This is a genomic window from Georgenia daeguensis, from assembly GCF_039537705.1.
GTDB classification, from domain to species: Bacteria; Actinomycetota; Actinomycetes; order Actinomycetales; family Actinomycetaceae; genus Georgenia; species Georgenia daeguensis.
On sequence record NZ_BAABBA010000003.1, the window covers coordinates 283930 to 306106 of the forward strand.

The window sequence follows — 22177 nt, forward strand, 5'->3', positions numbered from 1 at the left end:
CCGGCGGGGGAGTGCCGGGCCCGGCGCCTAGACTTCGAGGCGTTATGCAGTGCTCCTACTTCGACGCGGTCGCGTGCCGCTCGTGCACGCTCATGGGTCAGCCCTACGGCGACCAGCTGACGGCCAAGCAGCGGCACTGCGCGCACCTCCTCGAGCGGTACCCGGACCTGGAGTGGCTGCCCGCCGTGGCCAGCCGCGAGTCCGGGTACCGCAACAAGGCGAAGATGGTCGTCTCCGGCACGGTGGAGGAGCCGCTGCTCGGCATCCTCGACGCCGCCGGCGAGGGCATCGACCTGACCAGCTGCGGCATCACCGGCGAGGAGCTGCGCGACGCCTTCCCGGTTCTGGCCGCCTTCGTCACCCGTGCCCGGCTCACCCCCTACGACGTGCCCCGCCGCCGCGGCGAGCTCAAGTACGTGCTGCTGACCGTCTCGCCCGACGGCGAGCTGATGCTCCGGCTGGTGCTGCGCTCGACCGAGTCACTGGTGCGGATCCGCAAGCACCTGCCGTGGCTGCTCGACGCCCTGCCCACGCTGCGGGTGGTCTCCGCCAACCTCCAGCCCGAGCACAAGGCGGTGCTCGAGGGGGAGGAGGAGATCGTCCTGACCGAGCAGGCCACGCTGCGCATGGCGGTCAACGACGTCGTCCTCCACCTGCGCCCGCAGAGCTTTTTCCAGACCAACACCGCCGTCGCCGCCGCCCTGTACCGGCAGGGGCGGGAGTGGGTGCAGGAGGTCGACCCGGCCTCGGTGTGGGACCTGTACTGCGGGGTCGGCGGCTTCGCGCTGCACAGCGCGGGCGAGGGCCGCGCGGTCACCGGCATCGAGATCAGCCGGGAGGCGATCGCCAGCGCCGAGGCCAGCCGAAACGAGGCCGGGCTGCCCGGCGTGCGCTTCGCCGCCGGGGACGCCACGGCGTTCGCGCTCGCCGCGGACGCCCCGCCCGAGCTGGTCATCGTCAACCCGCCCCGGCGTGGCATCGGGCCGGACCTCGCCGCGTGGCTCGAGGCCTCGGGCGTGCGCCGGGTCATCTACTCCAGCTGCCGGGCTCAGTCGCTCGCCAAGGACCTCGCCGCGATGCCCTCGCTGCGGCCCACCCGCGCACGGGTGCTCGACATGTTCCCGCAGACCACCCACTACGAGGTCATGGTGCTCCTCGAGCGCGCACCGCTCTAGGTGGGCCCCCGCCAGGACAGCAGCAGGAGGCACACGTCGTCGTGCCCCTCGCCGGGCGTCAGCAGGCGCTCGGTGAGGGAGTGCACGGCCTCGTCCGGGCCCAGAGGCAGCAGCTCGGCGCCGACCGCGGCGAGCTCCTCGAACCTGGCCGGGAGCGGCTGGTCGCGCCGTTCCACGAGCCCGTCGGTGTAGAGCAGCAGCCGGTCGCCGGGCGTGAGGTCGAGCTCGGCCTCGGTCCGCCCGCGGCCGGGCACCCTCAGACCGAGCGGTGTGGAACGGCCGTCCCACACCAGGCGTGCGCCGCCGTCGCCGCCCAGGAGCAGCGGCGGCGGGTGGCCCGCGCAGGCGAGGCGGAACCTGCCGGACCTCAGGTCCAGCTCGCCGTAGACCACCGTCGCCGAGGCGGCGTCCGGGACCCGCCCGACGAACGGGTCGAGCGCATCGAGCACGCGCGCCGGGCCGACGCCGGGGCCCGCGACGGCCCGGACGGCGCTGCGCAGCTGCCCCATGGCGATGGCGGCCTCCAGCCCGCGTCCCACGATGTCGCCGACGACGACGGCGAGGACGTTCTCGTCCAGCAGGAAGGCGTCGTGCCAGTCGCCGCCCACCTCGAGCGGCGCCACGCCGGGCCGGTACGCCGTCGTCACGACGAAGCGGTCGTCCTGCGGCAGCGGGGCGGTGAGGAGGGCCTGCTGGAGCTGGTGAGCGATCGCCGCGCTGCGGTCGAAGAAGCGGGCGCGGTCCAGCGCGGTCCCTGCCTGCTGGCCGACGGCGGTGAGCGTCGCCGGGTCGGGCGGCTCGGCCCCGGCGCCCTCGTCGGGCAGGAGGGAGAGCACCCCGCGGAGCGACGACTGCCCGTGGAGCGGGACGAGGATCCGGCCCTCGTGGTGCACGGCGGCGTCCGGCCACGTCCCGGCGGGAAGCGGGCCGGCGGCGTCGAGCTCCTCGCCGGTGGCGGCACGGGGGACCAGCTGGCCCCGGTCGTCGCGCAGCCAGCACGTCGCCGCGCGCGCACCGAGGGAGCGGGTGGCGCCGAGGAGAGCCGCCGCCACGCCGTCCTGGCCCACGCCGGCCGAGAGCGCCGCGGTGACCTCCTGCAGCACCCGGGTGCGCGCCGCGGCGGTGTCGGCGTCCTTCCGCGCGGCCAGCAGCTCACGCTCGTAGCGCGACCGGTCGCGGGCGCTGGAGACGGACACCCGGAGCTCGCCGGTGCCGTCCGGGGCCACGACGGCGGTCATGAGCACCGGCAGCCGGCCGTGCGGGCCGCGGAGCTCGAGGGCCACCTCGTCGACCCGGCCCTCGACGAGCAGCAGGGGGGACAGGTGCGTCTCCCAGTAGATCCGGCCGCCGACCGAGAGCAGCTGGCTCAGCCGCAGGCGCCCGAGGACCTCGCCGGCCGGCCGTCCCACCCACTCCAGGAAGGTGCGGTTGGCGTCGAGCACCGTGCCGTCGGGAGCCAGCGTGAGCAGGCCGCACGGCGCCTCGTCCCACGCGGTGGCACGGCCGTTCACGCGGGCAGGTACGCCTTCATCGCCGCGACGAGCTGGTCCGGTGCGCTGAGGTTCGGGCAGTGACCGACGGCGTCCAGCACGGTGAAGTCGCTGTTCGGGAGGTTGTCCCGGACGTACTCGCCCACCTCGATCGGGGCGATGACGTCCTCGCGGCACTGCACGACGAGCGCGGGGGTGCGGACCTCGGGCAGGTCGGCCCGGTTGTCGGAGAGGAACGTGGTGCGGGCGAACCGGCGGGCGAGCGCCGGGTCGGTCCGGCAGAAGCTGGCGGTGAGCTCCGCGCCGAGCTCCGGCCGGTCTGGCACGCCCATGATGACCGGGGCGATGTGCGCGGACCAGCCGAGGTAGTTGTCGTCCATGGTCTCCAGGAGCTCGTCGATCTCCTCCTGGCTGAACCCGCCGCGGTAGTCGCCGTCGTCGATGTACCGCGGGCTGGGACCGACTAGCACCAGCCGGTCGAACAGCTCGGGGCGCTCGCGGGCGGCGAGCGCACCGATCATGGCGCTGACGGAGTGCCCGACGAACACCACCGGCCCGGTGCCGAGCGCGTCGACGATCTCCACGACGTCCTGCGCGTACCCCTCGAGGCGCGCGTGACGAGCGGAGTCGAACGCGGCCGGGTCCGCGCCGCCGGCCCCTACGTGGTCGAACAGCACCACCCGGTGGGTCGCCTCGAAGTGCGGGGCGACGAGCCGCCACATCTGCTGGTCGCAGCCGAAGCCGTGGGCGAGGACCATCGTCGGCCCGTCCGCCGTGCCACTCACCCGTACGTTGTTCCGTCGCAGCACATCCACGGTGCGACAGTACGGGACGAATCGGGCGGCGGGCCGTCGATGCGGGCCCCGGGTCCGGCACGCGGGGGCCGAGGCGGTGCAGACTGCACCCGTGCCCGACCCGATCGCCCGCCTGCTCGCCGACCCGCCCGACCTGCCGGTGCGCGAGGCGCTGCCCGCCGTCGTCTCTGCCGTCCGCGAGCGCGGCACCGCCGTCGTGCAGGCCCCGCCCGGCACGGGCAAGACCACCCTGGTCCCGCCCGCCCTCGCCGCCGCGGTCGAGGGCACGGTCGTCGTCACCCAGCCGCGCCGGCTCGCCGCGCGGGCGGCCGCCCGGCGGCTCGCGTCCCTCCTCGGCGAGCCGGTGGGCCGCACGGTAGGCCACACCGTGCGCGGGGACCGGCGCACGAGCGGTGCCACCCGCGTGGAGGTCGTCACGACGGGGGTCCTGCTGCGCCGACTCCAGCGCGACCCGGAGCTCCCGGGCGTCGGCGCCGTCGTCCTGGACGAGGTGCACGAGCGCCACCTCGACGCGGACCTGACGCTCGCCCTCCTCGTGGACGTGCGCACCCACCTGCGCGAGGACCTGCCGGTGGTCGCCATGTCCGCCACCGTGGAGGCGGAGCGCACCGCCGGCCTCCTCGGCGGCGGGGCGGACGCCCCGGTGGTGGAGGTCGCGGGCAGCCTGCACCCGGTGGAGACGATCTGGTGCCCGCCGCCGCCCCGCGCCGCGCGGACCGACGAGCGCGGCGTCACCCCCGCCTTCCTCGACCACGTGGCGGCCACCGTGCGGCGGGCCCTGGCGGAGCGGGCCGGCGACGTGCTCGTCTTCCTGCCCGGCGCGGGCGAGGTCGACGGCGTGGCGCGCCGGCTCGCCGGGGTCGGGGCCGACGTGCGGCCCCTGCACGGCCGGCTCCCGCACCGCGAGCAGGACCGGGCGCTGACCGAGGGCCCGCGCCGCCGCGTCGTGGTCTCCACCGCCGTCGCCGAGTCCTCCCTGACCGTGCCCAACGTGCGCGTCGTGGTGGACGCCGGGCTCTCCCGCGAGCCCCGCACCGACCACCGCCGCGGGCTGGCCGGGCTGGTGACCGTGTCGGTGAGCCGGGCCGCGGCCGACCAGCGGGCCGGGCGCGCGGGCCGGGAGGGCCCGGGCGCCGTCTACCGCTGCTGGACCGAGCACGACCACGCTCGCCTGCGCGCCCACCCCCGGCCCGAGATCACGACGGCGGACCTGACCGCCTTCGCGCTGGAGCTCGCCTGCTGGGGCACGCCCGGCGGTGAGGGTCTCGCCCTCCTCGACCCGCCGCCCGAGGCCGCCATGGCCGCGGCGCGCGCCACGCTGGAGCAGCTGGGGGCGGTCGCGCCCGACGGCGGTGTCACCGGCCGCGGCCGGGCCATCGCGGCGGTCGCCGCCGACCCGCGGCTAGCCCGCGCCCTGATCGACGGCTCGCCCCTGGTCGGGGCGCGCCGGGCCGCCGAGATCGTCGCGCTGCTCGACGAGGACGTCCCGGTCCCGGGCGGTGACCTCGTCGCCGGGCTGCGCGCCGTGCGTCGCGGCGGCGCGCCCGCCTGGGAGGCGCAGGCGCGCCGGCTGCGCGAGGCCGTGGACGACGCCGGCCGGGACGGGAGCGCGGCCGGGCGCTCCGCCGGACGGCTCACCGACGACGTCGCCGTCGGCCTGGTCGTCGCGCTGGCCCACCCCGACCGGATCGCGCGCCGCCGCCCGGGCGGGTCCGCCTACCTCATGGCCTCCGGCACCGGGGCGGCCCTGCCGCCCGGCTCGGCGCTGGCCGGGCTGCCCTGGCTGGCCGTGGCCGACGCCGACCGCGGCGCGGGCCGGCGCGACGCCACAGTCCGCTCCGCCGCGCCGCTGGACGAGGACCTCGCCATCGAGGCCGCGCCCTCGTTGCTGCGAGAGAAGGAGTCGGTCGTCTGGGAGCAGGGCCAGGTGCTGGCCCGGCGGCGGACCTGGCTCGGCGCGATCGAGCTCTCCTCCGCCGTCGTCCATGACCCGCCCGCCGCGGCGGTCGTGGCCGCCGTGCGCGACGGCCTGGCCCGGGACGGCCTGGCAGTGCTGTCGTGGTCGGCGGCCGCGACGAGCCTGCGGCGCCGCCTCGCGTTCCTCCACGCGACGCTCGGCAGCCCGTGGCCGGACGTCTCCGACGCGGCCCTCCTCGCCGACGTCGACGCCTGGCTCGGGCCGGACCTCACGCGCGTGCGCTCGGCGCGGGACCTCGAACGCGTCGACGTCCTGACCGCGCTGCGGCGACTGCTGCCCTGGCCGGACGCCGCCCGGCTCGACGAGCTCGCGCCCGAGAAGGTGCGGGTCCCGTCCGGCTCCGAGATCCGCGTCGACTACGACGGCGACCGCGCCGTGCTCGCGGTGCGCGTGCAGGAGGTGTTCGGCTGGCGGGGCGCCCCGCGCCTCGCGGGCGGGCGGGTCCCGCTCGTCCTCGAGCTGCTCTCCCCGGCGCGCCGGCCCGCGGCCGTCACGGCGGACCTCGCCACCTTCTGGGCCCAGGGGTACGCCCAGGTGCGCGCCGACCTGCGCGGGCGCTACCCCAAGCACGCCTGGCCGGAGGACCCGGCGACGGCGGAACCCGCCCGGGGTGTGCGGCGGCCGGCCCGCTGAGCCCGGCTACTCCGGGGCGACCTCGCGCACCAGGTGGCGCGGCGACGGCGGCTCCGGCGCCTTCCCGCAGCTGCTCGGCCGGGGCTCGCCCTGCCCCGGGAGCGTCTCCACCTCGGCGCGCCAGGTGCGCCCGGCGACGGACCAGCGGGTCGAGGTCCGCGCCCCGTCCTCGTCGGCGCCCAGCAGCCTCACCTGGTCGGCGCGGTCCTCGCCGGCCGCCTGCCGCACGGCGATCTCGGCGGCCTGGGCGGGCCCGGTCAGCCCGGCCCGGCCGCGCAGCGCCCCGGGCAGCAGCCGCCCGGCGGCGTGGGCGTCGACGAGCTCCCGACCGCGGGTGGCGGGCAGGCGCCCGTAGACGAGTCCCTCGGGCAGCACAAGGGTGTTCGGCGCGAACCGGTGCCCGCCGACGTGGCTGACCTCCCAGACGTGCTCCTGGTCGAGCGCGGCCAGCGCCGTCACCAGAGGGCGGCCGAGCTCGCCGCAGCAGGCGTCGCGCCGGGCGTGGGCGCACACGAGGTACTGCGTCTCCAGCGGCTCCCACCCCTCGGGCACGACGCCGGAGCGTAGGCCGGCGAGGAGCGCGGGGAGCTTCCACCCGAAGAGGCGGGAGACGGCCCCGACCGTGGTTCGGGCGCCGTGCGCGGCGGCGCCGTCGAACGCGACGAGCATCACCGTCGGCCGGCGCGGGATCCCGTGGCGGGCTCCGGGGCGGCGCGCGAGCAGCGTGGTCACGCCGAGCGGGCCCAGGGTCGTGGACAGGTGCGCCCCGAGGGGCACGGCGGTGCCGTCCGGGTCGGAGAAGGGGGCGTCGCGCAGGACCTTGGTGCCCCAGGGGCCGCCGTGCTCGAGGACCAGGTAGCCGGCGACGGTGGACGCGGTGCCGGAGAGGTCCTCGTCGGCCTCGAGGCTCAGCCGGCTGCACGCGAGGGGGCGGGGGCTGGTCACCTCGGCGGTCGTCACAGCGCCGAGTCTAGGGGTGAGGGCCGGTGGCTTCGGGCAGGGGGCCGTGCGGCTACGAGCGGGCCACGGGTCGGTCCCCGCCGTCCTCCGGGGCGGGTGCGACGACGTCCGGCGCCGCTGCGCCCTCGTCCGGGGCGGGTGCGCCGTCATCCCGGCCGTCCCGGTGCGGGCGGGGCGGCGCCACCGGCCCCGCGGCCGCGACCGGCGCCACACCGCGGTCCGCACCCGGTTCGACGCCGCGGTCCGCACCCGGTTCCCCGCCGCGGTCGGCGCCCGGTTCCCCGCCGGGGCGCACGCCCGGGCGCACGGCGCCGTCGTCCCGGCGGTCCGACTCGAGGAAGACGTTGAGCCAGCCGGCGCGCGGCTCGGTGGTGATGAGCAGGCTCTGGAAGAACAGTGTCAGCGGCACGGCCAGGATCGCGCCGAGCGGCCCGACCACGAAGGACCAGAACACCAGGGAGAGGAAGGTGACGGTCGGGTTCAGCCCCACGGCGTCGCCGACGAACTTCGGCTGGATCAGCGACTGCAGCGTGAAGTTGATGACCGAGTAGACGACGATCACCCAGACCATCGTGGCCACGTCACCCTCCAGCAGCGCGAGGAGCGCCGGGGGCACCAGGCCGATGACGAAGCCGATGTTGGGGATGTAGTTGGTGACGAAGGCGAGGATGCCCCAGGTCAGGGCGAGCGGGACGCCCAGGAGCGCGAGCGCCACGACGTCGAGGGCGGCCACGACGAGACCGAAGACGGTGGAGACCACCCAGTAGGTCCGCACGCGCCGGGCGAAGTCGGACAGCGCCGCCGCGACCCGCGGGCGGGCGGCCCGCAGCCGTGCGGAGCGGTTGCGCACGGCGGAGAGGTCGAGGGACAGGAAGAACATCACCATGACCACGAGCAGCACCTGCGACGACGCGGCCCCGAGGTAGTCGAGGAGGTCCCCGGCGAGCCCGACCAGGTCCACGCCGGCCAGGACGTCCCCGACCCTGGTCGCGTCGACGCCGACCGTGGCCAGCCAGGCGAGCGCGTGCTCGTACAGGGCCGGGAAGTCGTCGGCGTAGCGGGGGAGCGCGCCGGAGAGCTGGACGACGGCGAAGCCGGTCGCGAGGACCAGGACGAGGAGCAGCGCGTACAGGCCGAGGAGGACCACGCCGGAGGCCACGAGCGGGTGCCAGCGCCGGGCGACCAGCCGCCGCTGGAGCGGGTGGGCGGCCAGGACCAGCGTCAGGGCCAGGAAGGCGGGGGCGAAGATGCCGGAGACGGCGTGGAGACCGGCGGTGGCGACCACCAGGGCGGCGGCGACGACGGCGAGCACCTGCCCCGCACCCGGGCGGACCCCTGCGGCCCGGCCGGGCGGCTCCGTGCTGGTCATCGTGCCCCTTTCCGGACCCTGCTGGCGTGCTCATGATCGCACGCGCCGGCCCCGGCCCCGCGGGCGCGCGTCGGAGGTGTCAGGGAGCGGCCCGGCGCGCCGGGCGCCGCACCGTCACACTCGCGGACGCAGCGAGCGCGCCCGCCCCATCGCGCCGAGCCGGTCGCCCCACGCACGCAGCTGCTCGACGCCGCTCGCCGGCCACAGCACGGCCCGCAGCCGGGTCCGCCGGGACCGGGCGGCGCGCACCCGGTGGACGACCGTGCGGACGTCGCGCGCCATGGTGCCCGGGTCGGCACCCCCGGGCGCGTACCGGGCGCGCTCGAGCCGGGCGGCGGCGCGGACGAGCGCGTCGGCGGCCTCCCCGGACAGCCCGGCCGCGCGCCGGTAGTGCTCGGCGGCCTGCCGTGGGGTGGCGCCGACCGGGGCCGCCAGCCCCAGGTCCGCGAGCGTCGCGGCGAGGAGGTGCCACTCCGCCTCGACGTGGGAGCCGTCGTCGCGCGCGCGGCGGCGCCCCGCCTCCCGGCGCCACCGCCCGGCGAGCGGGACGGCGAGCACGGCCGCGGCCACCACCGCCAGGACGCCGGCCGCCTGGCCGAGCGCCCGCAGCGTCCCGACCATCCAGTTCGACGCCGGAGCCTCCTGGCCGGCAACGGCGCCGCCGGGGTCCATGACCGGCCGTTCCCCGGGGGGCGCGGTCGTTGTCCCGGCGGTGGGGACCGGGGCGCCGACGTCGGACTGCGTCAGGTATACGGGGGCGGCGCCGGAGCGTCCGGCGGGGGTCGGCTCGAACCGCGTCCACCCGAGCCGGGCGATGTACAGCTCGGGCCAGGCGTGCGCGTCGGAGGCCACCACGGTGTACGACCCGTCGATCTCCCGCTCCCCGGGCAGGAACCCGACCGCCAGCCGGGCGGGGATCCCCGCCTCGCGGGCCAGCAGCACCATCGCGGAGGCGAACTGGGTGCAGTACCCGAGCTTGGTGGTGAGGAAGTGGGTGACGGGGTCGAGCGGGCGCCCGTCCGGGCCCCGGACCGGCTCGGCGAGCGTGAGGGAGTAGGTGAAGTCCGGGCCGCGCAGGTAGGACTGGATGGCGCGGGCGATCCGCAGCTGGTTCGTCTCCTCCGCGGCCACCTCGGCCAGGACCTCCCGCAGGACCGGCGCCGCGGCCGGGTCGACCTGCAGGAGCTCGGGGGTGACCGCCTCGCGCAGGGGCGGGTCGCCCGCCCCGGCCGGGAGCGTGCCGGTGATCTGGGGCGAGACGGCCTCGTAGCTGCTCGGGCGGGCGGCGACGGACACCGACCCGGTGCGCGGGTCCGTCCGGGCGGCGATGTCCCCGAAGTCCGCCGACGCCAGAGGGTAGGGCAGGGCCACCTGCGGCGCGTCGAGGTTGTTGGAGACGACGGTGAGCTCGAGGTTCTCCGTCGTCACCGCGACGGGGTCGGCGGGCACCGGCGGGGGGAGGGGCGCGCCGCCCTCGCCGGCCACCGGCCACCACCGCCCGTTGGCGTACCGGCTCGTCACCAGCACCCGCAGCGGGGTGGGGCGGGCGCCGTCGGCCCGGTAGCGAAGGACGGGCCGGTCGCTGCGGTCGGCGAGGTCGGCCGAGAGGTCGAGGGTGTCGGTGAACGTCACGCCCCCTGCCGCGCGGCCCGGTGCGGTGCCCAGGCCCTGGATCAGCGCGGTCGGCGCGAGGTGGGGGAGCGATCCGGGGAGCACCACCGCGAGGGCGACCGTGACGGCACCGAGCGAGGCCGCCCAGGCGCGGTGGCGGCGACCGGTGCGGCCGGCGTCGTCCTCGCTGTCGGCCGGCACCGGCACGGTCCGGGACCAGCTGTGCTGGTTGGGCCAGGTGCGCACGGTCGTGATGCTCTGGCGCGCCACGAGCGCCAGCCACACGGCCGCCGTGAGGAGGAAGTACCGCGGTGAGAGGGGCTGGCCGGTGCCGGAGGCCGTGACGGCGAGGACCACGAGGAGCGGCAGCCCGGCGAGGGCGGGCGAGCGCAGCGTCACCCCGATCAGGTCGACCGCGAGGCCCACGGCCACCATCGACCCGGCGACCACGAGCAGCAGGCCGGGGCTGCCCGGGGCGGGCACCGACTCGACCCGGATCGCCTCGGACCCCTGGCGCACCAGCGCGGCCGCGTCCGTCAGCGCGGAGCCGAGCGGGATCCCCAGCCAGTGGTTGCCGGGCACGAAGACCCAGCTGAGCACCGTCCACGCGGCTCCGGCCTGGACGATGAGGACCAGCGGGGCGGGGAGGCGGACCGCCCGGGCGAGGACGCCGGCGGCGGTGACCGCGAGAAGGCCGAGGAGCATGGGGCCGACCCACCCGCGGCCCTGCACGAGCGGCCCCACCGCCCAGCTCGCGACCAGCGTCGCGAGGAGCGCCAGGAGGGCGTCGGCCCAGCGGCTGCGGGCGGTCACCGGACCACCTGCCGGGCCGCCGTCGCGCGCCGCCAGGCCATGGCGACGTCGGTGCCCGCCGTGACCACGTGGGTGCGCCAGCCCGCCGCCCGGGCGACGTCGGCGATCCGGTCCGCCCCGCCGTCGCCCACGGCCCCGGCGAACCCTGGGGCGTCCAGGACGAGCATGACCCCGGTGGTGCCCGCCGGGCGGGCGCGGGCGTACGCGTGGAAGGCGGCCGGGTCGCCGTCGGAGACCACCGCGACGACCACCCCGGCGGCGAGGGAGCGCGCCGCCCGCAGCACCGGCCCTAGGTCGGCGGCCTCCGGGAGCGCCAGGGCGAGGTAGCGCAGCACCGTGCCGAGCGCGAGGACAGCGCCCGCCCGTCCCTCGCGCACGGTCTCGGTGGAGACCAGGTGGAGGGCGTAGCCGCGGCCCGCGAGGTGCACGGCGGCGGAGGCGAGCGCGCTCACCGCCCACTCGAAGGAGCTGGCCTCGCCGGAGCCGCGGTGGTGCAGGCGCCGCGAGTCCAGCACCAGGACGGCGCGGCGCCGCGCCGGCTGCTCCTCCTGGCGGACCATGAGCTCGGAGCGGTGGGCGGTGGCGGGCCAGTGGATGCGGCGCAGGTCGTCGCCGTGGTGATAGGTCCGGGTGCTCACGTCGTCCTCGCCCTGCGTGGCCACCATGTGCGGCACCGGCCAGTCGCCCGCGCCGCCCTGGCGGCGCATCCCGGACCCGCCGAGCGCGACGATGCGGGGCAGCACGACGACCTCGCCCGAGGCGCGCAGCTCCACCCGGCTGCTCGCCATGCCGAAGGGGTCGGTCAGCGTGAGCACCAGCGGGCCCGGCCGGTACGTGCCGCGCACCCGTGCCTGCACCCCGTAGGTGACGGTGCGCCGCTCGCCGGGGACCATGCGCGGCAGGACGAACCGGGCGGGCTCGCCGAGCGCCGGGTCCAGGCGCTCCAGGGCCAGGTGCGGCAGCGTCGCGTGGCGGCCCAGGTTGTGCAGGGCGAGCTCGACGTGCCCCTCGTCGCCGCGCTGGAGCTGTGCCGGCACCACCGTGCGCCGCAGCTCCAGCCGGGGCGCCCGGCGCCAGATCGACGCCGCCGCCAGCAGGGGCAGGAGCGCGAGGAGCGCGCCGATGCGGGTGACGTCCGGGAAGCCGAGCAGCGTGGCGCCGAGGACCACCACGACGCCCGCGGCGAGGAACGCGCGGCCGCGGGTTGTCAGGCGCGGGGGCTTCATCGGGGTGCGGCGGGTACCCGGACGGCCGTGACGATCGCGCTGAGCACGTCGGCGGCGCTGGCCCCGCCGAGCTCGGCCTCGGCGGTGAGGATCACGCGGTGCGCGAGCACCGGCGCGAGGAGGTGCTGGACGTCGTCGGGCAGGACGTGGTCCCTGCCGGCCAGCGCGGCGTGCGCGCGGGCGGCGCGCAGCAGCTGCAGCCCGGCGCGCGGGGAGGCGCCGAGGCGCAGGTAGCGGCTGGTGCGGGTGGCGGTGACGAGGTCCACCACGTACTGGTGGACGGCGGGCGCGGTGTGCAGGCGCTCGACCGTGCGCACGAGGCCGGCGATCGTCGCGGCGTCGGTGACCGGGCGCAGCTCGGCCAGCGGCGAGCCCGAGCCGTGCGAGGCGAGCATGCGCAGCTCGGCTGCGGGGTCCGGGTAGCCCATCGAGATCCGGGCCATGAACCGGTCCCGCTGCGCCTCGGGCAGGGGGTAGGTGCCCTCCATCTCGAACGGGTTCTGGGTGGCCATGACGATGAAGGGTTCCGGGAGGGGGTAGGTCCGTCCGTCCACCGTGACCTGACGCTCCTCCATGGCCTCGAGGAGCGCGGACTGGGTCTTGGGGGAGGCGCGGTTGATCTCGTCCCCGACCACGACGTTGGCGAACACGGCGCCGGGGCGGAACTCGAACGCGTGGGTGTCCTGGTTGAACACGCTGACGCCGGTGATGTCGCTCGGGAGCAGGTCCGGGGTGAACTGGATGCGCCGCACCGTGGAGTCGACCGTGCGGGCGAGCGCCTTGGCGAGCATCGTCTTGCCGACCCCGGGCACGTCCTCGATGAGCAGGTGGCCGCCCGCCAGGAGCACGGTCAGAGCGGTGCGCACCACGTCGTCCTTGCCCTCGATCACGCTCGTCATGGCGCGCTGCGCGGCCGCCGTCACGGCATGCAGGCGCTCGAGGTCGACGTCGACGTCGGCCACCACCGGGTCCATGCACCGATCGTGCCCCATCGCGAGCGTCCGTGGGAACGGTTGGGCCCAACCGTGCCCGGGCAGCGCGCCGGGAGCGTACGGTCGCGCCATGGACTTCCGCCTCGAGCTCGTCCAGGTCCCCGTCGCCGACGTCGACCGCGCCCTCGACTTCTACGTAAACCGGGCCGGCTTCGTCCTCGACCACGACCACGACGTCGGCGGGGGCGTCCGTTTCGTCCAGCTCACCCCGCCCGGCTCCCCGGCCTCGATCGCCATCGGCGAGGGACTGAGCGAGATGCGGCCCGGGTCGGTCGAGGGCCTGCAGCTGGTGGTCACGGACATCGAGGCCGCGCGCGCCGAGCTGGCCGGCCGTGGCGTCGCGGTCTCCGAGATCGCGGACTTCCCGTGGGGGCGGTTCGTCTTCTTCTCCGACCCGGACGGCAACGGCTGGGCCGTGCAGCAGATCGTCTGAGAACCCGTGCCCGGGTACCGTTGAGCTGCGCGGCGACGCGCGGATCGCAGGAGCGAGCGATGAGGGTGGACCAGCTCGACCGGGGGCGCCGCGCCTACGCGCGCCGGGAGTGGGGCGAGGCCTACGCGAGCATCGCGGCCGCGGGCGCCGAGGCGGCGCTCCCGCCCGAGGATCTCTTCCGCCTGGCCACCTCCGCGATGCTCCTGGGCCGCGACGGCGAGGCCGACGACCTGCTCGCCGCGTCCTACCGCGGCTTCCTCGGCGACGCTCGTCCCGACCGCGCCTCCCGGTGCGCCTTCTGGGCCGGCATGTCGCTGCTCAACCGGGGCCAGGCGGCCCGGGGGGCGGGGTGGCTGTCCCTCGCCCAGCGGCTCGTCGACGCGGGGGCGGGCGAGGTGGAGCGGGCCTACCTCGCGGTGGCCACGGCCCGGCAGGCCATGCTCGCTGGTTCCGACGCCGCCGCTGGTTCCGGCGACGCCGACCGGGCCGGCGAGCTGGCCGCCGCCGCGCTGGAGACGGGCGAGCGCGCCGGCGACCGCGACCTGACGGCCCTCGCTCGCCTCACCCTCGGGGCGTGGGACGTGATGCGCGGCCGCAGCGCCCGGGGTCTCGCCACCCTGGACGAGGTGATGGTCGACGTGACGACCGGCGGGGTCTCCGCCGTCCCGGCCGGGATCGTGTACTGCGCCGTCATCGAGCTCTGCACCGCGAGCATGGATTTGCCGCGGGCGCGGGAGTGGACCACGGCGCTGACCCGCTGGTGCGACGCCCAGCCCGATCTGGTCCTCTTCCGGGGCGAGTGCCTCGTGAACCGCGCCCGCCTCATGCGGCTGCGGGGCAGCTGGGACGACGCGCTGGCCGAGGCCGGCCGCGCCGTGACGAGGCTGAGCGACCCGCCCGGCCAGCGCGGTGCAGGAGAGGCGTGGTACGAGCTCGGCGAGGTGCTCCGGCTGCGCGGTGACCTGGAGGAGGCCGAGGCCGCCTACCGCAGCGCGGACGTGCACGGGTACGAGCCGCAGCCCGGGCTGTCGCTCCTGCGCCTCGCCCAGGGCAGGACGACGGACGCGGCCGCCGCGGTCCGGCGCGTCCGGGCGGAGGCGGGCCCGCACGCCGCGGTGCCCCTCCTCGCCGCGGCCGCCGAGATCCTCCTCGCCGACGGCGACCTCGACGGCGCCGCCCGGGCCGCCGCCGAGCTCGCCGCGGTCCGCGGCGGCACCGGCGGCATGCTCACCGCCCTGGCCGACCGGGCCGCCGGGGAGGTCCTGCTCGCGCAGGGGCGTGCGCGCGCCGCCCTGGAGCCGCTCCGGCGCTCCTGGGCCGCCTGGGTCCGCCTCGACGTGCCCTACGAGGTCGCCCGCGCACGCCTGCTGCTCGCCCGGGCGGGGTGCGCAGTCGGGGACGAGGACGGAGCCCGGCTCGAGCTGGAGTCCGCGTGCCAGGCCTTCGAGCGGCTCGGTGCGGGGCCGGACCTGGCGGTGGCGCGGGCAGACCTCGGCCGGCTCGCCCCGGGCGTGCCGCGGGTCGTGGGGCTGACCGACCGTGAGGTCGAGGTGCTCCGGCTCGTCGCCACCGGCCGGACGAACCGGGCGATCGCCGCCGAGCTGTTCCTCAGCGAGAAGACGGTCGCGCGCCACCTGTCCAACATCTTCGACAAGCTCGACCTGCCGTCCCGGGCCGCCGCCACCGCCTACGCCTACGAGCACGGGCTGGTCAGGGCCTGACGGTAGGCAGAAGTCACGCAGGCCCAGGTCACGCGAACACATCGCGCGCTCCGCTCAGCGGGCCCGCCCGAGGAACCGCGGCGTGCGGGCGGCGTAGTCGAGGTAGGCGGGACCGAACCGATCGGCCAGGGCGCCCTCCTCGAGGCGTGACTTCACGGCCAGCACGGCCGTCAGCGCCGCGGCCGCGACCAGCGGCCCGCGTCGGCGCCGCAGCACGGCGGCGCCCCACGTCGCGGCGGTCAGCCCCACGTAGATGGGGTTGCGGGTCCGCGCGTACACACCGGTGGTGAGGAGACGGGCGTCGGCGGGCGGGCGCACGCGGGGCGTCAGGCGGGTGTGCGGGGCGGCGCCGGCGAGCGCGAGGGCGCCTCCCGAGACGACGAGCGCGCCCGCGCCCACGATCGCCGCCGCCGGCAGGCGCCACCGCGCCCGGCCGGGCCAGAGCACGCCCGTCAGCGCGGCCGCCTGCGCGGCCACGAGCAGGTCAGCGAGGTCCGTCCCCCGGCCCCGCGTCACGTCGGCACGGTCCACTCGCCGGCCCTCGCCTCAGACCGGCCCGGAGATCAGCGTGGCGCCGTCGTCCGTGACGGTCCACTCCGGGTTGTGCGCGACCTCCCAGGCGTGACCGTCCGGGTCGGAGAAGACGCCCGAGTAGCCGCCCCACTCCGTCGGTGCGCCGGCGCGGCGCACCCGCCCGCCGGCGCGCTCCGCCTCCGCGAGCACGGCGTCCACCTCGGCCGGGCTGCGCACGTTGTGGGCGAGGGTGATGCCGCCCCAGCCGCCGGAGTCGCGCACGGCCGTGTCCGCCGCCAGCTCCGCCCGGCCCCACAGGGCGACGACGATCCCGCCCGCCTGGTAGAAGACCACCTCGTCCAGGTCCCGCGTCGGCGACCAGCCGAGCCCCGAGTAGAAGGAACGGGCCCTGTCGAGGTCGGCGACGCCGAGGGTGACCAGGCTCACTCGCTGCTCCATGCCGGGACAGTAACGCAGGGCACCGACCGAGGGGTCTCGCCGGGGCCGTCACCGTCCCAGCGTGGGCGGCCCCCACGCGGGCGCCCCGCCGACCATGCGTCCCGCCGGCCGTGCGTCCGGGCCGCCGCTCACGCGTGCGGGCCCACGCTCAACCTGCCCACGGTCAGCGTCGCGGTGCCCTCGAGGATGTGGCCGACGCGCTCGACCTGCTCCTCGAGCTCGCGCCGCCGAGCCTCACCGAGGGCCCGCAGCGGCTCGACGGTGACGGCCAGCCGGGTCCCGGACCGGCGCAGGTGCCAGACGCCGGCCACCACGCCGTCGACGAGCAGGACGGGATAGTTGCCAGCCTGGCCGCGGTTCAGGGCCCGGTCCGCGGCGCGGCCGGGGAAGATCAGGTCGCGCGGGTGGGACCCGACGACGTAGGCGTCGAAGTAGGGCAGCAGGCGGACCCCGGGCAGCGCCTCGGCCGGCGGCGGCTCGGCGGGGGGCCGGCCGACCTGCGCGGGCCGCTCGTCCGCGAGCTGCCAGAGGGGACCGGCGCCCTGGATCGTGACGGCCTCGAGCTCGTCACCCATCGTGGTGATCAGGTCGGCGGCCCACGCGGGCGGCGCTGCCAGCCAGCGTGCGAGGTGGTCGGAGGAGGCCGGCCCGTAGGCGTGGAGGTAGGAGCGCACCAGGAAGCGCAGCGCCGTCTGCTGATCCGCGGGCGCGAACCCGGGCACCGCCCGCATGGGGTGCGTGTACGTCGCACGCCGTCCCCGGTCGGGCCCGAACACGACCGTGCCGCGGTGCGCCGCGGTGCCCAGCGCCTGCCGCCAGCGCGGCCACCAGCCGCCGAAGGCGGGCAGCACCGGGTCGGCCGCCCACGCACCCGTCCGCTCCACCACGGCCTCGCCGAGCTCCTCGGCCGTCAGAGGCTCGCCGCGGAGGGCGTCGACGATCGCCGCGAGTACGGCCTCGGTCCGGTCGGGCGTGAGGCGTACCTCGTCGGCCCAGCTCTCGCCGGGGCGGGGGACGGCGGACAGCGCCGCGGTCCACAGCGGCAGGTCCTCGGCGGCGAGCAGGTGCACCGTGCCGCGCGGGCCGAAGGTCTTGACGAGGGTGCGGTCCTCCCACAGCGCGCGACGCACGTGCGAGCGCGTGGCGCCGGCCACGCGCAGCCCGAGCGAGAGCTCGGCGGCCGACATGATCTGGGCGTGGACGCCGCAGACGACCCGCGCCGCCGCCGCCGGACCCTCCACGGCCGGCGTGAGGAGGTGGTGGCGGGCCGCGCGGCGGGCGAGCACCTCGCCGGCCGTCAGGTCGCCGGTCACCGCTCCGGGCGGCGGCGCAGCTGCTTGGTCGAGCTGCGGCGCTGCTTGGCCTCGGCGCGGCGCCGGACCGCACCGCGGGACGGGCGGGTGGGGCGACGGGGCCGGGGCGGGGGCGCCAGCGCCTCCTGCAGCTGCTCGACGAGCCGGTCGAGCGCGGCCCTGCGGTTCTGCAGCTGCGAGCGGTGCTCGGCGGCGACGACGGTGAGCACACCGTCGCTGAGCCGGCCGCCGAGGCGGTCGAGGACGCGGCTGCGCTGGACGTCCGAGAGGGCCGGGGAGCGCGTCACGTCGAACGAGAGCTCGACCCTCGAGTCGGTGGTGTTCACGCCCTGACCGCCCGGGCCGGAGGCGCGCGAGAAGCGCCAGCGCAGCTCCGCCGGGTCGAGGTGGACGGTGGAGGTGACGCGGACGGGGTCGCTCACGCGTCGGCGTCCTCCGCCGGTGCCGCGCGGCGCCCGAACACCAGCGGGGCCACGAGCCACCCGAGGATGACCACCATGAGCACGGCGGCCGCCACCGCGATCGCGGTCGACCGGCCCACGACGACGTCGAAGACCAGCAGCACCGTGCCGGCCACGACCAGCGCGAGCGAGGCGAGCCCGGCGAGCGCGATCGCGTGGCCCGTCCGCACGGTCGTCGCCTTGAGACGGCGCCCGAAGAGCAGCCGGTGCAGGCTCACGGGGGCGATGACCAGCACGGTCGTGAGCGCCGCGAGGAGGACGAGCGTGAGGTACATGCCGACCTGGACGTCGTCGAGGTCGGCGAAGCGCTGCTGGAAAGGCAGGGTGAGCAGGAAGCCCGTGAGCAGCTGGACGCCGGTCTGGGTGACGCGCAGCTCCTGGAGGAGCTCGTTCCAGTTGCGGTCGGCACGCTCGTCGGGCGTCTCGTGGCGGCCCTTGTTCCAGCCGTCGTCGTCGGCACGCTCGCCGTGGCCACCGGCCGTCCCGTCACGACCCCCACCCGTCCCACCCGTCCGATCGTCCACGCACCCTCCTCGGTCCTCGACGGCTTCAGCGTAGGACCGCCCAGGGCCGCGGGCGCGGCGGCGTGCCGGGGTTCAGCCCCGTCCGGCGGCCGGGACACGCACGACGACGACCGCCGGGGCGCGGTGGAGCACCCCGCGGGCGACCGAGCCGAGGCGCACGGCCCGCAGGCCGCGCCTGCCCCGGCTGCCGACCACGACGACGCAGGCGCGCTCCGCGGCCGTGACGAGGGCCTCCACCGGGTGCTGGCGGGGAAGGAGCGGCTCCACCGGGACGCCCGGGTAGCGACGCTCCCACGCCGCGAGGTCCGCGCGGAAGCGCTCCTGGGTCGTCCTGGTGGCCTGCTGCAGCAGCGTCGTCACCCGGTCGTCGTCGTAGTCGGGCGGCACCGACTCGGGCTCGACCGCCAGGACGGCCAGCAGGCCGGTGCCGCGGCGGACGGCCTCCTCGAAGGCGTACTCGAGAACCTCGGGCGCGTCGCCGGACGGGTCCGCGCCGACGGCGACGGGTCCGCCGTCGTCCGGGGCCTGCTCCCGCACCACGAGCACGGGGCCGTGCGCGTGCGCCGCCACCTTCTGGGACACCGAGCCCAGCAGCTGGCCCGCGACCCGCCCGAGGCCGCGTGCCCCGATGACGACGATGGCGGCGCGTTCCGAGGCCTCGACCAGCACGACCGTGGGGTCGTCGACAACCACCTGCCCCGTCACGGTGAGCCCGCCGTGGGCGGCACGGACCTGGTCGACGGCGTCGGCGACGACCCGCTCGGCGACGGACATGGCCCCGGCCTCCGGGGCGAACTCCCACCCGTGCGCCTGGCTGAGCCACGGGAACGCGTGGACCACGTGGAGCACGGCCCTGCGTCGCTCGGCCTCGCGGGCGGCGAGCTCGAGCGCGCGTGCCGCCCGCGCGGAGCCGTCCACGCCGGCGACGACGGCGCCCTCGGGAACGTCCAGTGTGTCCATGGCCCTGAGTCTGCCGCCGTCGGCGGGGCGACACGCCGGAATGCACTGCCGACCCGGGCCGCCGCCGGGCGGGGGTGCGGGACCGGGGTGGCTAACCTGCCCTGGTGACCACCACCGCGAACCTCACCCGCGCGGAGGCCGCCGAGCGGTCCGACCGCCTCACCGTGCGCGACTACCGCGTCGAGCTCGACCTCGGCGGCGCCCGCGACCTCGGTCGCGACACCTTCGGCTCCACCACGACCGTGCGTTTCACGGCCAGCGCACCGGCGACGTTCCTGGACTTCCTCGGCGAGGTGCGCTCCGTCGTCGTCAACGGGCGCGAGGTCGACCCCGCGGCCTGCTACGACGGCGCCCGCATCACGCTGGACGGGCTGGCGGCCGAGAACGAGGTCACGGTCGTCGGCGAGGCGGCGTACTCCCGCTCCGGGGAGGGGCTGCACCGGTTCGTCGACCCCGCCGACGGCGAGACCTACCTCTACACCCAGTACGAGCCGGCGGACTCCCGGCGCGTCATGGCGGTGTTCGAGCAGCCTGACCTCAAGGCACCCTTCACCTTCGCCGTCGTCGCGCCGGCCGGCTGGCGGGTCCTGTCCAACCAGCCCGCGACAGGGTCGGAGGACCGGGGGGACGGCACCGTGCGCACCGCGTTCGCGCCGACGCCGCCAGTCTCGAGCTACCTCACCGCGGTGGTCGCCGGGCGCTACCACCGGGTGGACGGGCGGTGGTCGGGCGCGCTCGCCGACGGCGGCACCCTCGACGTCGAGCTCGGGGTGCTGTGCCGGGCCTCCCTGGCCGAGCACCTCGACGCCGAGGAGATCCTCACGGTGACGCGTCAGGGCCTGGACTTCTTCCACGAGCACTTCGGCACCCCGTACCCCTGGGGCAAGTACGACCAGGTCTTCGTCCCCGAGTACAACCTCGGGGCGATGGAGAACCCGGGCTGCGTCACGTTCACCGAGTCCTACGTGTTCCGCTCGGCCGCCACCCGCGCCCAGCACCAGGGCCGCGCCAACACGATCCTGCACGAGATGGCCCACATGTGGTTCGGCGACCTCGTGACCCCGCGGTGGTGGGACGACCTGTGGCTCAAGGAGTCCTTCGCCGACTACATGGGTGCCCACGCCTCCGTCGCCGCCACCGAGTTCACCGGCGCGTGGGTCTCCTTCGCCAACCGCCGCAAGGCCTGGGCCTACACCCAGGACCAGCTGCCCACCACCCATCCCGTGGTCGCGGACATCCCGGACCTGGAGGCGGCCAAGCAGAACTTCGACGGCATCACCTACGCCAAGGGTGCCGCCGTGCTGAAGCAGCTGGTCGCCTACGTGGGCACCGACGCGTTCTTCGCGGGCGCCCGCCGGTACTTCGCCGAGCACGCCTACGGATCGACCACGCTGCCCGACCTCCTCGCCGCGCTGGAGGCCACCTCCGGCCGCGAGCTGGGGGAGTGGAGCCGGCTGTGGCTGCAGACGGCCGGCACCCCGACCCTGCGTGCGGAGCTCGTCGCCGCCGGGGACCGCATCGGCTCGCTGAGCGTCCACCAGAGCGGCACCGACCCGCGGACGGGCCAGACCGTGGTCCGCCCGCACCGCCTCGCAGTCGGCCTCTACGACCTGACGGAGGCCGACGGCGCAGCCGCCCTGACCCGCACCCACCGGTTCGAGGTCGAGCTCACCGGGGAGAGCGCCCCGGTGCCCGGGGCGGCGGGACTGCCCCGCCCGGCGCTCGTGCTCGTCAACGACGACGACCTCACCTACGGCAAGCTCCGGCTCGACGCCGACTCCCTCGCCACGGTCCGCGAGCACCTCGGAGACCTGCGCGAGCCTCTCGCCCGCTCGCTCGTCTGGGCCGCCCTGTGGAACGCCACCCGCGACGCCCTCCTGCCGGCCGCCGACTACCTCGGCCTCGTCCTGCGGCACGGACCCGCCGAGACCGACAGCGCCGTCCTCGGCGGCCTCACCCTCAACGCCAGCACCGCCGTCGAGCTCTACGCGCCACCCGCCCTGCGCGACGAGCTGCGGCTCCGGCTCGGGCAGGGCTCGTTCGGGCACCTGCGCGACGCCGAGCCGGGCTCGGACGCCCAGCTCGTCTGGGCCCGCTCGCTCGCCCGGGTCGCCGCCACCACGCCGGCCGCCGCCCCGCGGCTGCGGGGGTTGCTCAGCGGTTCCGAGGCGGTTCCCGGCCTGCCCCTGGACCCCGAGCTGCGGTGGTCCCTGTGGCAGGCGCTCGCGGCTCTCGGCGCCGCCAGCCTCGACGAGCTGGACGAGGAGCTCGCCCGGGACCGTACCGCCGACGGCGCCACGCAGCACCTCGCGGCCGTCACGAGCTTCCCGGACGCCGACGTCAAGGCGGCGTCGTGGGACACGCTGATGACCCCCGGTGCGCTGAGCAACGACCACGTGGACGCCACGCTGACCGGCTTCACCCAGCCGTGGCACCGCGAGCTGACCGCGCCCTTCACCGAGCGGTACTTCGACGCGCTGCGCCAGATCTGGGAGCGGCACAGCATCGAGATCGCGAGCCGGCTCGTCCGGCGCCTCTACCCGGGCCACCAGGACGCCGTGGCGGGCCGGGCGCCCCAGGACGACCCGGTGGTCCTGCGCACCACCGCGTGGCTGGAGGAGAACGCCGACGCCCCCGCCGCCCTGCGCCGTCTGGTCATCGAGGCCCGCGACCAGCTGCTGCGATCCCTGCGCGCCCAGGAGGCCGCGCGGCCCTGACGCGCCACCCGCCC

The 22177-nt window shown here is 76.8% G+C and carries 18 protein-coding genes; 5 read left to right on the plus strand and 13 right to left on the minus strand.

The window, feature by feature from the left end; genetic code table 11:
• The first annotated feature begins 44 nt into the window (after positions 1-44).
• A complete protein-coding gene (gene rlmC / locus ABD774_RS04630; protein WP_345038159.1) occupies positions 45-1175 on the plus strand; it encodes a 23S rRNA (uracil(747)-C(5))-methyltransferase RlmC in 1131 nt (376 codons plus the stop codon).
• Here the strand turns inward: rlmC and ABD774_RS04635 are convergent.
• Positions 1172-2686, minus strand: coding sequence for a SpoIIE family protein phosphatase (locus tag ABD774_RS04635; protein WP_345038161.1), 1515 nt, complete (start codon positions 2684-2686; stop codon positions 1172-1174). The two genes, rlmC and ABD774_RS04635, sit on opposite strands and share 4 nt — an antisense overlap.
• Entirely contained in the window at positions 2683-3423 is a 741-nt protein-coding gene (locus ABD774_RS04640; protein WP_345038286.1) for an alpha/beta fold hydrolase, read from the minus strand. The genes ABD774_RS04635 and ABD774_RS04640 overlap by 4 nt, the downstream gene beginning before the upstream one ends.
• A 148-nt stretch (positions 3424-3571) precedes the next feature.
• Between ABD774_RS04640 and hrpB the strand changes: the two genes are divergently transcribed.
• The gene (gene hrpB / locus ABD774_RS04645) at positions 3572-6091 is read left to right on the plus strand and encodes an ATP-dependent helicase HrpB (protein ID WP_345038163.1); all 2520 of its coding nucleotides are present in this window, start codon (positions 3572-3574) and stop codon (positions 6089-6091) included.
• 6 nt (positions 6092-6097) lie between these two features.
• On the opposite strand, the gene ABD774_RS04650 is transcribed toward hrpB, so the two are convergent.
• From ABD774_RS04650 to ABD774_RS04670, 5 genes are all read right to left on the minus strand, one after another.
• The gene (locus tag ABD774_RS04650; RefSeq protein WP_345038166.1) at positions 6098-7051 is read right to left on the minus strand and encodes a ferredoxin family protein; all 954 of its coding nucleotides are present in this window, start codon (positions 7049-7051) and stop codon (positions 6098-6100) included.
• Positions 7052-7103: 52 nt separating this feature from the next.
• Positions 7104-8420: an AI-2E family transporter gene (locus ABD774_RS04655; protein ID WP_345038168.1), complete on the minus strand. Its 1317-nt coding sequence runs from the start codon at positions 8418-8420 to the stop codon at positions 7104-7106.
• A 114-nt stretch (positions 8421-8534) separates the two neighbouring features.
• Complete coding sequence (locus ABD774_RS04660; RefSeq protein WP_345038170.1) at positions 8535-10844, minus strand: transglutaminase TgpA family protein; 2310 nt, start codon at positions 10842-10844, stop codon at positions 8535-8537.
• The gene (locus ABD774_RS04665) at positions 10841-12070 is read right to left on the minus strand and encodes a DUF58 domain-containing protein (RefSeq protein ID WP_345038172.1); all 1230 of its coding nucleotides are present in this window, start codon (positions 12068-12070) and stop codon (positions 10841-10843) included. The genes ABD774_RS04660 and ABD774_RS04665 overlap by 4 nt, the downstream gene beginning before the upstream one ends.
• Positions 12067-13044, minus strand: a complete 978-nt coding sequence (locus ABD774_RS04670; protein WP_345038174.1) for an AAA family ATPase — start codon at positions 13042-13044, stop codon at positions 12067-12069. The genes ABD774_RS04665 and ABD774_RS04670 overlap by 4 nt, the downstream gene beginning before the upstream one ends.
• A gap of 88 nt (positions 13045-13132) precedes the next feature.
• Here ABD774_RS04670 and ABD774_RS04675 point away from each other — a divergent pair, with 88 nt between their 5' ends.
• The gene (locus ABD774_RS04675) at positions 13133-13495 is read left to right on the plus strand and encodes a VOC family protein (RefSeq protein ID WP_345038176.1); all 363 of its coding nucleotides are present in this window, start codon (positions 13133-13135) and stop codon (positions 13493-13495) included.
• Between the two features lie 59 nt (positions 13496-13554).
• Positions 13555-15216 (plus strand): LuxR C-terminal-related transcriptional regulator, encoded by a 1662-nt coding sequence (locus ABD774_RS04680; protein WP_345038178.1) that lies wholly within the window; start codon positions 13555-13557, stop codon positions 15214-15216.
• A 54-nt stretch (positions 15217-15270) separates the two neighbouring features.
• Here the strand turns inward: ABD774_RS04680 and ABD774_RS04685 are convergent, their stop codons facing one another.
• From ABD774_RS04685 to ABD774_RS04710, 6 genes are all read right to left on the minus strand, one after another.
• The gene (locus ABD774_RS04685) at positions 15271-15732 is read right to left on the minus strand and encodes a methyltransferase family protein (protein WP_345038180.1); all 462 of its coding nucleotides are present in this window, start codon (positions 15730-15732) and stop codon (positions 15271-15273) included.
• Between the two features lie 30 nt (positions 15733-15762).
• Positions 15763-16188, minus strand: coding sequence for a VOC family protein (locus tag ABD774_RS04690; RefSeq protein ID WP_345038183.1), 426 nt, complete (start codon positions 16186-16188; stop codon positions 15763-15765).
• A gap of 128 nt (positions 16189-16316) precedes the next feature.
• Positions 16317-17501, minus strand: a complete 1185-nt coding sequence (locus ABD774_RS04695; protein ID WP_345038185.1) for a winged helix DNA-binding domain-containing protein — start codon at positions 17499-17501, stop codon at positions 16317-16319.
• On the minus strand, positions 17498-17923 hold the full coding sequence (gene arfB / locus ABD774_RS04700; protein ID WP_425554465.1) for an alternative ribosome rescue aminoacyl-tRNA hydrolase ArfB: 426 nt from the start codon (positions 17921-17923) through the stop codon (positions 17498-17500). Before arfB ends, ABD774_RS04695 begins: the two co-directional genes overlap by 4 nt.
• Complete coding sequence (locus tag ABD774_RS04705) at positions 17920-18486, minus strand: DUF6328 family protein (protein ID WP_345038189.1); 567 nt, start codon at positions 18484-18486, stop codon at positions 17920-17922. The genes arfB and ABD774_RS04705 overlap by 4 nt, the downstream gene beginning before the upstream one ends.
• 72 nt (positions 18487-18558) lie before the next feature.
• Positions 18559-19446: a universal stress protein gene (locus ABD774_RS04710; RefSeq protein WP_345038191.1), complete on the minus strand. Its 888-nt coding sequence runs from the start codon at positions 19444-19446 to the stop codon at positions 18559-18561.
• Positions 19447-19550: 104 nt separating this feature from the next.
• Here ABD774_RS04710 and pepN point away from each other — a divergent pair, with 104 nt between their 5' ends.
• A complete protein-coding gene (gene pepN / locus ABD774_RS04715) occupies positions 19551-22163 on the plus strand; it encodes an aminopeptidase N (protein ID WP_345038193.1) in 2613 nt (870 codons plus the stop codon).
• The last annotated feature ends 14 nt before the right edge of the window (positions 22164-22177 follow it).

Excerpts from the sequence above, each read along its gene's own strand:
- ABD774_RS04670 (WP_345038174.1), bottom strand. The coding sequence starts at position 13,044 with ATGGACCCGGTGGTGGCCGACGTCGACGTCGACCTCGAGCGCCTGCAT.
- ABD774_RS04655 (WP_345038168.1), bottom strand. The coding sequence starts at position 8,420 with ATGACCAGCACGGAGCCGCCCGGCCGGGCCGCAGGGGTCCGCCCGGGT.
- ABD774_RS04665 (WP_345038172.1), bottom strand. The coding sequence starts at position 12,070 with ATGAAGCCCCCGCGCCTGACAACCCGCGGCCGCGCGTTCCTCGCCGCG.
- rlmC (WP_345038159.1), top strand. The coding sequence starts at position 45 with ATGCAGTGCTCCTACTTCGACGCGGTCGCGTGCCGCTCGTGCACGCTC.
- ABD774_RS04690 (WP_345038183.1), bottom strand. The coding sequence starts at position 16,188 with ATGGAGCAGCGAGTGAGCCTGGTCACCCTCGGCGTCGCCGACCTCGAC.
- ABD774_RS04675 (WP_345038176.1), top strand. The coding sequence starts at position 13,133 with ATGGACTTCCGCCTCGAGCTCGTCCAGGTCCCCGTCGCCGACGTCGAC.
- ABD774_RS04710 (WP_345038191.1), bottom strand. The coding sequence starts at position 19,446 with ATGGACACACTGGACGTTCCCGAGGGCGCCGTCGTCGCCGGCGTGGAC.
- ABD774_RS04680 (WP_345038178.1), top strand. The coding sequence starts at position 13,555 with ATGAGGGTGGACCAGCTCGACCGGGGGCGCCGCGCCTACGCGCGCCGG.
- ABD774_RS04640 (WP_345038286.1), bottom strand. The coding sequence starts at position 3,423 with ATGGTCCTCGCCCACGGCTTCGGCTGCGACCAGCAGATGTGGCGGCTC.